Source organism: Clostridia bacterium (assembly GCA_035628995.1).
Classification (GTDB): domain Bacteria; phylum Bacillota; class Clostridia; order Lutisporales; family Lutisporaceae; genus BRH-c25.
In genome coordinates, this window is the sequence record DASPIR010000004.1 from 1 (window position 1) to 12196 (window position 12196).

The window sequence follows — 12196 nt, forward strand, 5'->3', positions numbered from 1 at the left end:
GTTCCACGGATTCCTACGGAATTGCACGGTTAATTTTATATAATATATAGCGACATTAGAGAGTTTTGATACTTACTCTTTATCGATTATTACTTATGTTTCAGAATATTTTTTCCCACCGTGTGTTTAGTGGATTTCAGTGTTTTTCCGAAGGAAAACCGTGGTACCCGTTCCCCGTTGCTTAAGACGCATCATTTATATTATATGTTTTAGCAAATCATATAACTTATGAATAATTTACCACAACCATAAAAAAGAATAAAGGCTCAATTAAGCCTTATTCTATATCTATATTTCCATTGTTTGTTGTAAGTTCAATCCTGTTCTGTCCAGTGCCCAGCTTGCCCTGTGCAACTGTATCCTGGCCTTCCTTGTTAAGCTGCAGTGGTTTTTCGCAATCAATGTTTCCGAATTTTGTCTTGGCATATATGTCTCCATCGTTAATACTCGCTGATTTGAAATATATATCTCCAAAGGAATTCTTCATCTGTACATTGCCCGCTACATCTTCCGCTTCTATTCTTCCGTTCTTGCTCTCAACTGTGGCACCGCCTTTGACATTATCCAGGTTAATATCTCCAAAAGCATTGCTCAGATCAGCTTTGCCGCTTATATCACTAGCAGTTATACGCCCGTTGTTGTTAGTTATTTTTATATCTCCGCCTATATCAACTGCTTCAATATCCCCAAAGTGGCTTTCAATTACTGCAGAACCGGAAATCTTGCCTGCTGTTATTTCACCATTCTGATTGGTTATATCCGCCTTACCCTCTACATTGCTTACTTCGATATCTCCGAAGGAATTGTCAATATCCACATCTCCTCCTATATCTGAAGCTTTTATTCCACCATTTTTGTTTTCCAGCACGCATTTCCCGTCTACGCCTTCTACTTTTATGTCTCCAAAGCTGCTGTCTGCATTAACGCTTACCTGCTTTGGTACATATACAGTAAAATCAACCTGTGCTTTTGCAAAATCATCCTTATCCCAGTTGGCTGGGTTCTTTGGAGAAAGCTCTGTGACTTCTCCCTCTTTTATTTCAATTGCATTCCTGGCATATTCTCTTGCTTTGCCTTCATCATTGCACCTTACTGTAACCTTTGCTTCCACTCTTATGCTTTTTGCATCAGTCGGGAGTACCTTAATATCTCCGAAATCGTTTGCTAATTTAAGCTCTTTCAAGTTGAAGCTGCTCGAGATATTATCCTTTGCATACGTCTCGCTAATTTCTGTCCTATACCTGACGCCGTCAATTATCGAATTCCCGCGATATCCGAAAAACATATGCCCCGGGTTATCGATGTTAATAAATTTTACTCCATTTGAAACAAGTCCGAGAACTATTATAAAGACTATGCACAAACCATCCACACTAAGCTTAACCTCAGTATTGCTCCTGCCGTAAAGCACCATATAAAGCACCATTTCCAAGCCAAGTCCTATGAGCAATACAGGCCAGTATCTATATATGTCCTTCACAGGAATATCAATAAAATTCTGTGCAAACAGCAGTACGCCCACAGTGATAAGCCCCACAGCAAGGGTTATGCTGCCCACTTTCTTCTTTATCATTTTGGTCCCTCCAATCCATTTTCTATAATATACTACGGATACTGTATAAAAAAGTCTTATGTTTGTTTAGACTTTTGAAATATAATTTTTACTTCAAAGAGAAAGGAGCAGATAGATTAGCTATCCGCTCCTAATTTTTAAGCTTTATCCGAATTAATTAATAATTGCTTGCATCTCGTACATCTATGCCTGCGTGGGTCAAGTCTTCTATAAGGGTCTTGGCATCCTTTGCATTTACTTTCATTACCATTTGCTTTGCCTTTACAACCCTCGAGTCAAATAAGCTCATTGCATCTATTGATATACCATGATTTTTTACTATGTTGGCTATCTTAGCCATCTGTCCGATAAAATCAGGGAGTACAATGTATATTCTAGTACCTTCGTTATCAACAACCGGTATGTTGGAAAACCTTTTCTCCTGCATGATGTCCAGTGCCTTCCTTGCAGATGTCATGGATGAAACAGTTACAGGGTTAGGTGTCATGCGGTTAGAAACATACATTAATATCCCTCCAATCAGCATATAGTTAATATCACTTTACCATATACTAGCTGTTTTTTCATAAATATATTTATTTGGCGCTGCTAAGGCGCTTATTGAAGAGATCATCAAACTCCTTGCCGCTTACTTGCTCGCAAACTCTCAGGAAATCCTCAGTAGTTGCATTTTTAAAGGCATACTCCTTATAGTAGGTTTGCATAATTCTGAAGAAGGTCTCGTCTCCTGCCTCTCTGCGGATTTCATTCAAAAGCGCAGCTCCCCCGGTATAGACTGCAGGACCGTAATCATCCCAATTGGCATATCTGTCTAAAGACTTAAGTATAACGCCATCATATACCTTTGCATCGATATCTTCCTTTGCAGCTTCATCCAAATAAGCATAGAACATATCACCATTGCCTCTGCCATACTCCTTCTCAGTGAAGACACCCTCCGAGTATGTTGCAAAGCCTTCATCCAGCCAGGCTTCTTCTATCTGGTCATTTCCTACAACTCCATACCACCACTGATGGGCTGTCTCGTGAACTGTAGTACTCTGGAGGTTATCACCATCGTAATCATTCTCATAATATCTTTCGTTTATATATACGAGGCCTGGATATTCCATACCGCTGGGAAACTCAGTTTCCACCACCGAGTAAGTCGGATAGGGATATTTGCCGAAGTTGCTGTTGAAGACTTCAATAGATCTTGTTCCGTAGTCCAAGGCTTCCTTTCCCTTCTTCTCATGTCCTTTGTAATAATATGACTTCACCAAGGTGTCTCCTGCCTTGTCTTCAGCTATTTGAAACTTGTCACTGGCAATAAATGCAAAATCCCTCATATTCTTGGCATCGAACTTCCAGCTCACATAGTCTCCCTCCTTCTTCTCCTCCATTATAGAGCCGGAGCTTGCTATTATGTACCCCTTTGGTGCTTTTATTCTTACAGAATAATTTGCTGAATCACTATAAAATGGGTCCCCCACAGAATAGTACTTATCCAGGTTCCAGCCATCAGCATCATATACAGCCGCTACCGGATACCAATTTCCCATATTTATATTGGTTTCCCCATAGCCGAACCTTTCTCCGGCAGGAGGAATTATGACCTTGTATTTTAGCCCCAGAGTTATAATTTTTTTAGCCTGCAAAGGCTCCGAAAGCTTGACCTTGAGTATTGTTTCCCCTTCACCCTGAAGGCTGAATTCCAACGCTTTTCTATTCTGCCCATTTGAAAGCTCAACAGAGGCAATCTCTGAGTACCCAGGCTTGAAACCTCTTGAGTAGGCTCTAGAAAAGTCATCAAATAGGAAGGGAGCTGTTTCTTTCTTTTTAAATGCATTGGTATATATGTGGAAGTATAGTTCTGTAAGCTCCACGCTGTCGTTATTAACATACGTTACCTGCTGTTCTGCTGTCAAAGTCATATTGGTTGGATCAAGTACAGCATCAATATCATACTGGTTTATATCCGTTTCAGTCTGTACAGGTAAATTGGCAGGCATTGGCACTGTGGGAGCCGCCTGTTGCCTTAAGGAACAGCCTCCAACTGTTGATGCAAGCACCGCAATAATCAGAATATAAGCACTTATTAACCTCACTCTTCGAATCAATAAAATCACCTTTCTTTGTTAATATACTCAAATTGTTATTACTATAGCAGAGATGCCTTTAGTATTCCACAGAAATTGCCGTTAGTCCTCTTATTTATTTTATCCTGCTTTAATTATTTATTAAATCACAGTTTGTACTTATGCCCTTCCTAGATTTTATTATAGTTTTTAGAATATTTTCAAAAAACCAGTTGTAAAATTCTTCAATCAAAACTATAATTTATAGGTGGTAGAATAACTGGTATTTTATGGGTATGAAATATTAGGAGGGTCTAATGGCTCGAATTTTAATTGTTGATGATTCACTTATTATGAGAAGAAACCTGAAAACAATCCTTTCTGAAGCTGGGCATACAATTATTGCAGAAGCTTCAAACGGTGCTCAAGCATATTTGGAATATAAAAGGCACCTGCCCGATTTAGTGACTTTGGATATAACAATGCCTTTTATGAACGGGGTTGATGCCCTTAAGAAAATAATAGGTGAGTTTCCCAACGCCAAGATTGTTATAGTCAGCTGTACCAGCAACAACAAGATAATATTGGAAGCAATGCAGTGCGGTGCTGAAAATTATGTTCTTAAACCATTTACTGTAGAAAAAGTAATCGGTGTGGCAAACCAGGTACTCAAAATAAATGAGCCGGTAAGCAGGGAGATAATAGACAAAATATATAAAGTCTTGAACTCACAACCTATATTCCACTCATGAGTATCATATACACAGGGATGAACAATATGCTTAAAACCGTAGATATCGTAACCATGACTGTAGCATAACGATAATCAACATCATAAGCCCGGGCAGCAATTGCAGATTGCGCGATAACCGGCATAGCCGATTGTATGATGAACACCTTGGTCATCAGGCTTGGAATCGGTATCACAAGTGCCAGAGCATACACCACCAAAGGTGACAATACAAACCTCCCCAAGAGCAAAGTCAGCATATCCTTATCAAGCTTTATATCTTTAATGTTTATAGTGCTAAAGGTAATCCCTATGAAAAGTAGTGATAACGGAGTCGTCAGGTTACCAATATATTTACAGCTATCCATTATGAAGCTTGGTAGCTGGACTCCCAATATTACCAGCGCCAATCCCACTAAAAATCCCAAGAGTGGTGGAGCGAAAATTCTCTTCACTGTATTCATGCTGAAAATCCTGTCCTCGCACCCTTTTTTATCCTTGCTGATGCCATATATCCCAATAGTCCAGAATAGAGTTGTATTCGCTGCATAGTAAAACAGCACATAGGGCGTACTTTTCTCGCCAAAAAGCGCCAGGTTAACAGGCATTCCCATGAATATCGTATTGGAAGCGAAAAACATTGCCTGAAAAATACCCTTTCTCTCAGGCTTTACATTTATTAGTCTGGCTACCGCCATTGCAGCCACATAGCAGATGAGCATCGAAGCAAAAGGTATTATTATTCCTTTCCCGGCACTATAAAGCTTTTCACGGTCAAAAACCGTCAGCAGGTTAGAAACCATCAAGGCAGGCAGCGATACATTAACTACCAGCTTGGTGAAAAGCTTTGAAACGCCTTCATCGAACAAGCCCTTGCGGGTAAGGTAGTACCCCAGGACAATCATAACAACTATGCTCAATACACTTTGCAGTGCATTCAATACAATATCCATCGCCTTTTCCCCCTTGAAGTTCGTAAGCAACCTAAATAGTTCTAGTCCTTCCTGAAAATTTGATCCTTTTAATGATAAGTCCGGCTAACGGCAGCAAGTACAAATAGTATGAGTATATAATATAACTGTTATCTGCAGTCAGTGCAGCTGCTGGCACCGCCCCTGCAATATTCCATGGAACCAGCGCCGATATCACTATTACCGTATCCTCAAGGTCCACCGCCAGTTCATATTTATCTATACCTGCAGAATCATACATATTCCTCACCAGCTGATATGTCAGCATGATAGCAAGAGTTTGGCTGCAGCCGAAAGATCCTGCCATTATGCTGGTTACAATCATAGCCGCAAATATCCCAATCTTTCCTCCCAGGCTGAATATCCGTTTCTCAACATCCTTAAGCAGTGATGTCCCCTCAAATACTCCTGACAATGCAAAGGAAACAAGTATAATAAGCGTAACCTTCACCATTGAAACAATACCGCCGCCCTTTATTATATCTCCCAGAAGGCTTTGCCCCGGCATGCTGTAGCCCATTACCATATATCTTAATATATCAACGATTGACTCCTTCTGAATCAAAAAAGCTATTACAATTCCACTTGCAATGCTCACCAGCATGGAAAGCTTCACATCCACTCTGAAAGCCGCAAGTACCAATATTATCAATGCCGGTAATATTACAATCCAACTAAGGCTAAAGCTCTTCATAATTTCAGCACTTATCTGGCTCTCTCCAAGGTGCAGGGGGTTCTTGAACGACAATACCCCATAGATAATGATGGATGCTATATAAGGAATCACAGAGGTCTTGAACATGTTTTTAATATTTATGTATAAGTTGGTATCCGTGATGGTAGCCACCAGATTTGCGCTGGAGGACATGGGTGAGCATCTGTCACCGAAATAAGCGCCAGAGATAATTGCTCCGGCTACAATATTGATATTTATATCCCCGCCCTTAACCATTACCATGAGAATTATACCTATTGTACCGACAGTCCCAAAGGAGGTTCCCAGGAGAAAGGATACTATGCTGCACAGTATGAAAGCATACAGTATGAATAAGTTCGGATTCATAAGCTTTATGCCATAGTGCACCACATATGCAACAGTTCCGGAAGCTCTCCATATACCGGTAATAGCACCTATAAGCAAAAGAATATTAATTATGATCAATGACTTTCTCGAGCCTTTTAAAACCATATGCATAAGCTCTTTCAGCTTAAAGCCTCTTTTATATGCAATTACAATAAATACTATCAGCCCAGCAAAAAGGGGATAAAAGATGTTTATCCCCTTGTAAACACTGAGCATGAGAAGTATAAAAGTACCAACAAGTGCAACTATTACATCCAAGCTATTACCCCCAAGCTCGTGCTTTTCAACACAACAAATTCAAATCTATTCAAGTGTTGAAAATGCACCTCCAATACATTTCGCGTAAAACATTTTCATTCTTTATTTCAATGGAGCGTAAATGTTTCCTTAGTTGTTATTGAATCCGCACTATACCCAATAGGGATACTTCTGTGCGTTCAATATTGACGTTGTGTCTCTGCAGAATTAGAATTTCTTCCTGTAGAGAGACACATTAAGCATAACTATATATAATTATATTCCAATATCTTGCCCTTTTCCATAGACAATTTAACTATTTGACCTCCAACCATCTTAATTAAGCTATTACTCTCTTATATTCTTTATTCGTAAGCTCTATTCCTTGTATATCCAAGTTTGAGGTAGGCTCATCTGCGAGCAGAATACTGCTGTTGACCGATAGACTGCTTGCAATGTAATAAAATAATTGCCAGAATCGTCCCATTCCAAATATAAAACAGAACAATTCCGGCAAATTAGAATTACATAAATATAGGTGAAGCTTGTCTGAATAGATAAATAGATCAGAATATTATCTTGCCTGCCAGATCCTTATCAAAGATCATGCATTCCTGCAGTGCTAACTCTTTCCCAAAACCTTGATCTATGGCATGCTTATACATTGCATATGCAATGGAAACATCAACATACGCTAAACCGACAGCATCAAAATAGATGAATTCATCATCATTTTCCCTACCAGGCTTTGTTCCATCTAAAATATCAACTATGTTGCCATAGATATCTTCATCTTTAATAATACCATCCTTATAGCAGAGGCTTACGGTCTGTGTACGATGCTTTACAGTATCCCAATCGTCACATACGATCTTGTCTGCCATTTGCACCACTTTGTATTCGTCTTCCCAACCTCCAATATGGCTGTAGAATGCACCCTTTTTGATCCAGTCTGCCTTGAGCAACGGTGCTTGTGCGCTGGTTGCTGTAACTATAATATCAGAATCACGAACAGCCTTTTCCATTACCGTATCACAGGCAACAAATTTCATATCGGGGAATATCTTCTGCAAGCTGGAAATAAAATCCTGCTCCTCTGCAGGATATTTAGAGGCAACCTTGCAAATCTTCAAACCTGGACGAATAGATTTCATACCCAGCAGATGCATCTTTGCTTGCTCACCGGCACCAATGAATCCAATACTCTCCACATCTTTTCTGGCCAGCTTATCAGCTGCTGTTGCTCCCATCGCTGCAACACGCATGTTAGAGCACAGCGTACCATCCATTACACAGACGGGATAGCCATTAATTATATTTGAAAGTACAAATATTGCAGACAGATTCTGTGTTCCAAACCTAATAGGGTTAGGAGGGAAGCAGGATACCCACTTAACACCGCAGATTTGCTCATCCAAGAGCGTAGCAGGAAGGCAATTGATTCGTTCCTGTGTTTCCTGGTTGAATATCTGGACTATTTTTTCCGGAAAAAGGATACGGTTGCCTTTAAATTTCAGTAATCCTTGCTGCAACGCTTCAATAGCCATTTTCATATTAAATGCACCGGCTTCAACCAGTTCCTCTTGTGACAGATAGGTAAATTTGATTGCTTTATTATTCATTTTATTCTTCATTTCCTTTCGTATACAATTTCTCCATTTATTAATATCAGCATAATCCTTCTTACACCCCCAGTGGAAACTCGCAAGCCACAAAGTGATTGGGATATACCTCTCGCAACTCCGGCGTATGATCCTTACAAGCGTCGCATGTGTATAGACAGCGTTTGGCAAATCTGCACTCTTCCGGCATGTTGATGGGAGAGGTTACCTCGCCCTTCAGAATGATACGCTTCTTCCTTTCGCTTAGATCTGGTACAGGGATAGCAGAAAGCAACGCCACCGTATACGGATGCAGCGGATGTGCAAATAATTCTTCCGCAGGTGCCTTCTCCACAAGTTTCCCCAAATACATGACCGCAATATGATCCGAGAAATGATTAACCACGGAAAGGTCATGTGTAATAAACATATATGTAAGGCTTAGCTTTTCCTGCAATTCTTTGAGCAAGTTGAGTATCTGTGCCTGTATGGAAACATCCAGTGCAGAAACTGGCTCATCACATACTATAAATTTTGGATTTACTGCAAGCGCACGTGCAATGCCTATACGTTGCCTGCGTCCGCCGTCCAACTCGTGGGGATATGTGTTAATGAGCCTCTCTGCAAGACCAACTGTCTCCATCAACTCCAGAACGCGATTTTCTCTGTCTTTCTTATTGGGTATGAGATTATGAATTATAATAGGCTCACTGATAATTTGGTTTACCGTCTTTCGAGGATCCAGCGAAGAGAATGGATCTTGAAAAATAATCTGCATATCCTTTCTTGCCTTCCGAAGTTCAGACTCATTATATTTCAGCACATTACGCCCATTAAAATATACTTCACCGGAGGATGGCTCAATAAGACGAAGTATAGTTCTGCCAGTTGTAGATTTTCCACATCCGGATTCACCAACTACGCCAAGTGTTTTGCCTTCTTCAATAGCAAAACTCACACCATCCACCGCATGGAGCATGCCACGGGATGTATTAAAATACTTTTTTAAATTTTTTACTTCAACCAAATTTTTTGCCACTATCTTTCCCTCCTCACAATGTGGAATGCAGGATCGTCATAAGCAGAACATTCCACCATATGCGTATCGCTAATCCATATGGGATCAGGCTTCTGCTCATGACATTTATCAGTAACATAGGGGCATCTGGGTGAAAATGAACATCCGATGGATAGATTAGTGGGATCAGGCATGGAGCCCGGTATAGGCAGCAGTTTTGCTTTGCGATCGTTTACATTTGGCAAAGAATTAAATAAACCTTCAGTATAAGGATGCTTCGTCATATTAAATACATCCTTGAGCGTGCCCTTTTCAACAATCCTGCCGGCATACATGACCGCAACCTCATCGCAAACTTCTGCTACAATACCCAAATCATGAGTTATCATTATAAGAGAAGTCTGATATTTTTCCTTAAGGTTATTCATAAGCTCCAGCACCTGCGCCTGTATCGTTACGTCTAACGCGCTAGTAGGTTCATCTGCAATCAGTAGCTTGGTATGGCATGCAAGAGCTATTGCAATAACTACACGCTGTTTCATTCCACCTGAAAACTGATGCGGATAATCGTTTGCGCGATGGCCAGGGATACCAACCATCTCCAACATTTCCTTTGCGCTCTCATTTGCTTCTGAACTGGATACATTCTCATGAAGTATAATACTTTCTGCAATCTGCTCACCCACCGTGAAAACAGGATTCAGCGCCGTCATCGGATCCTGGAAGATCATCGAGATATCTTTCCCTCGAATCTTTTCCAATTCTTTAATATTCTTCTCAAGAATATTTTCACCATCGAGCTCAATTATTCCACTCTTAATGACGCCTGGAGGGTCAGGAACAAGACGAAGTATTGCAAGTGCAGAAGTCGTTTTGCCTGCACCTGTTTCGCCAACCAAACCGATAGCACGCTTTTTCTCCAGTTTTAAATCGATACCGTTTACCGCCTTTACTGTACCGTTTTCGGTTTCATAATGTACAACAAGATTTTCAATATTGAGAATCAAATTTTTATCTTTCATAATAAGTCCTTTCTATCTCTTTAGTTTTGGATCCATTGCATCACGCAGACCATCACCAATCAAATTAATCGATAGTACTGTGATTACGATAGCAATACCTGGAAACATGGTCATATAGCTATAATCACGTATGAACGATCTGCCTTCTGCAAGCATGCTGCCCCATTCAGGCGCCGGAGCAGGAATGCCAAGACCAAGAAAGCTCAATGATGAAGCAGTGATAATGGCAGAACCGACACGCATGGTAACCTGTACCATGATGGGTGCCAAAGAGTTAGGAAGGATATGAGTGAACATGATTCGCATTCTAGTTGCACCTGCTGCACGGGCAGCTTCGATATATTCGTTATCGCGCACAGTCATGACGGCGGCACGTGCCACACGTGCAAATGCCGGAACGCTAACTATTCCGACCGCAATCATCAGCACAAATGTGCTAGCACCGAATGCCGTTGAAATACAGATAGCAAGCAATAACGCAGGAATTGAAGAAAACACATCACATAATCTCATAATTATACTCTCGAGGAAACCGCCGAAATAGCCTGAAATAATACCCAATACACCACCAATCGCCAACGATACCATTACAGCTACAATACCGATAGACAATGAATATCTTGCGCCATAAAGAATACGCAAAAATATATCACGACCATACTGATCTGTTCCAAATGGATGATTCCACGAGGGATTCTGCAAACGTTCAGATACAACCTGACGAACAATCTGTGTATCATAATCGATTGCAAAATTAGCTACAATCGCTATGACAGTAATTACACCAAGTACAATCAAACCAAGAACAGCACCCTTGTTTTTCTTAAAGTTGTGCCATATCTCTGCAATTTGACTGAGCTTTTTATACTTTTTAGTTGCAGTTACACCTAATACGGAAACTACCTTAGATTTTTCCATAATACACACCTCACTTCGTATATCTTGCTTTGATACGGGGATCAGCAAATGCGTAGGCGAGGTCAATCAGCAGAATCACAACACTAGAAAGCATTGTAGTTAAAATTATTGCACCTGTAACCATTTGGGTATCGCGGTTATTAATAGAATCAACGATAAGTCGTCCGATACCCGGCCATGCGAATACTGTCTCAGTCATAACAGCACCGCCAAGTGCAACGCCAAATTGAGTGCCAATTACAGTCAAAATCGGAATAAGGGCGTTTTTGAAAGCATGCTTACGGATTACAATATTTTCACTTACACCCTTTGCCCGGGCCGTACGCAAATAGTCCTGACGGATTACCTCAAGCATTGAAGAACGCGTAGTACGCATTGTCAGCGCAGCTTGACCTGAACCAACCGTAATTGCAGGTAATATTATGCTTAAGGGCGTATCGTTTCCAATTGATGGAAACCAGCCTAATTTAAGCGAGAAAACAATAATCAACAATAGACCAAGCCAAAAAGTTGGTACTGACAAACCAAGAAGACCAAGGACCATGCTGCCACTGTCTCGCCATGAATTTTGATGAACAGCGGCAGTGATTCCCAGCGGAATAGCTATTAATAACGCAACCACAGTACCCGCCGTAGCAAGTTGCAGCGTTGCGGGCAAACGCATCATATACACATCGAAAACATCCCTATTGGTGACATAAGATATTCCCAAATCCCCTTGAACTAATCCCGTCATATATTTAAAGTATCTAAGGATTAGCGGGCCGCTAAGCCCCATTTCCTCACGCATTTCTTCTTTATCAGCATCAGCCATTTCTGTACCTGAAATGATATCTACAACATCTCCCGGAGCAAGATCAACGATAAAAAACACAATAAATGATACTGCGAGCATAATAGGAATCAATAATAACAATCGTTTTATAACATACTTTGACATTCATGACCTCCTTGGTTCTATGGATATTAGGGTAAAGTTTAATTA

At 40.5% G+C, this 12196-nt stretch carries 11 protein-coding genes; 1 reads left to right on the plus strand and 10 read right to left on the minus strand.

The annotated features are described in order from the left end of the window. Positions 1-277: 277 nt before the first annotated feature. The 3 genes from VEB00_01030 to VEB00_01040 form a co-directional block, all read right to left on the minus strand. A complete protein-coding gene (locus VEB00_01030; protein ID HYF81600.1) occupies positions 278-1573 on the minus strand; it encodes a DUF5668 domain-containing protein in 1296 nt (431 codons plus the stop codon). 157 nt (positions 1574-1730) lie between these two features. Next, positions 1731-2078, minus strand: coding sequence for a CBS domain-containing protein (locus VEB00_01035; protein HYF81601.1), 348 nt, complete (start codon positions 2076-2078; stop codon positions 1731-1733). Positions 2079-2148: 70 nt separating this feature from the next. Continuing rightward, a complete protein-coding gene (locus VEB00_01040) occupies positions 2149-3672 on the minus strand; it encodes a M1 family metallopeptidase (GenBank protein HYF81602.1) in 1524 nt (507 codons plus the stop codon). 275 nt (positions 3673-3947) lie between these two features. Here VEB00_01040 and VEB00_01045 point away from each other — a divergent pair, with 275 nt between their 5' ends. After that, entirely contained in the window at positions 3948-4382 is a 435-nt protein-coding gene (locus VEB00_01045) for a response regulator (protein ID HYF81603.1), read from the plus strand. Here VEB00_01045 and VEB00_01050 read toward each other — a convergent pair. The 7 genes from VEB00_01050 to VEB00_01080 all read right to left on the minus strand — a co-directional run bounded on the left by VEB00_01050 (position 4366) and on the right by VEB00_01080 (position 12151). Then, positions 4366-5313 carry an AEC family transporter gene (locus tag VEB00_01050; protein ID HYF81604.1) on the minus strand — a complete coding sequence of 316 codons (948 nt, stop codon included), beginning with the start codon at positions 5311-5313 and terminating at the stop codon, positions 4366-4368. The two genes, VEB00_01045 and VEB00_01050, sit on opposite strands and share 17 nt — an antisense overlap. 31 nt (positions 5314-5344) lie before the next feature. Next, on the minus strand, positions 5345-6673 hold the full coding sequence (locus VEB00_01055; GenBank protein HYF81605.1) for a Na+/H+ antiporter NhaC family protein: 1329 nt from the start codon (positions 6671-6673) through the stop codon (positions 5345-5347). Positions 6674-7218: 545 nt separating this feature from the next. Continuing rightward, entirely contained in the window at positions 7219-8274 is a 1056-nt protein-coding gene (locus tag VEB00_01060; GenBank protein ID HYF81606.1) for an ornithine cyclodeaminase family protein, read from the minus strand. Between the two features lie 61 nt (positions 8275-8335). Then, entirely contained in the window at positions 8336-9295 is a 960-nt protein-coding gene (locus VEB00_01065; GenBank protein ID HYF81607.1) for an oligopeptide/dipeptide ABC transporter ATP-binding protein, read from the minus strand. Then, complete coding sequence (locus tag VEB00_01070) at positions 9292-10293, minus strand: ABC transporter ATP-binding protein (GenBank protein HYF81608.1); 1002 nt, start codon at positions 10291-10293, stop codon at positions 9292-9294. The genes VEB00_01065 and VEB00_01070 overlap by 4 nt, the downstream gene beginning before the upstream one ends. Positions 10294-10305: 12 nt before the next feature. Further along, positions 10306-11211: an ABC transporter permease gene (locus tag VEB00_01075; GenBank protein HYF81609.1), complete on the minus strand. Its 906-nt coding sequence runs from the start codon at positions 11209-11211 to the stop codon at positions 10306-10308. Between the two features lie 10 nt (positions 11212-11221). Next, positions 11222-12151, minus strand: a complete 930-nt coding sequence (locus VEB00_01080; GenBank protein ID HYF81610.1) for an ABC transporter permease — start codon at positions 12149-12151, stop codon at positions 11222-11224. Positions 12152-12196 lie beyond the last annotated feature (45 nt).

Bases quoted from the DNA above. Each gene is read 5' to 3' on its own strand.
- VEB00_01030 (HYF81600.1), bottom strand. From the start codon at position 1,573: ATGATAAAGAAGAAAGTGGGCAGCATAACCCTTGCTGTGGGGCTTATC.
- VEB00_01035 (HYF81601.1), bottom strand. From the start codon at position 2,078: ATGTATGTTTCTAACCGCATGACACCTAACCCTGTAACTGTTTCATCC.
- VEB00_01045 (HYF81603.1), top strand. From the start codon at position 3,948: ATGGCTCGAATTTTAATTGTTGATGATTCACTTATTATGAGAAGAAAC.
- VEB00_01050 (HYF81604.1), bottom strand. From the start codon at position 5,313: ATGGATATTGTATTGAATGCACTGCAAAGTGTATTGAGCATAGTTGTT.
- VEB00_01060 (HYF81606.1), bottom strand. From the start codon at position 8,274: ATGAATAATAAAGCAATCAAATTTACCTATCTGTCACAAGAGGAACTG.
- VEB00_01070 (HYF81608.1), bottom strand. From the start codon at position 10,293: ATGAAAGATAAAAATTTGATTCTCAATATTGAAAATCTTGTTGTACAT.
- VEB00_01075 (HYF81609.1), bottom strand. From the start codon at position 11,211: ATGGAAAAATCTAAGGTAGTTTCCGTATTAGGTGTAACTGCAACTAAA.
- VEB00_01080 (HYF81610.1), bottom strand. From the start codon at position 12,151: ATGTCAAAGTATGTTATAAAACGATTGTTATTATTGATTCCTATTATG.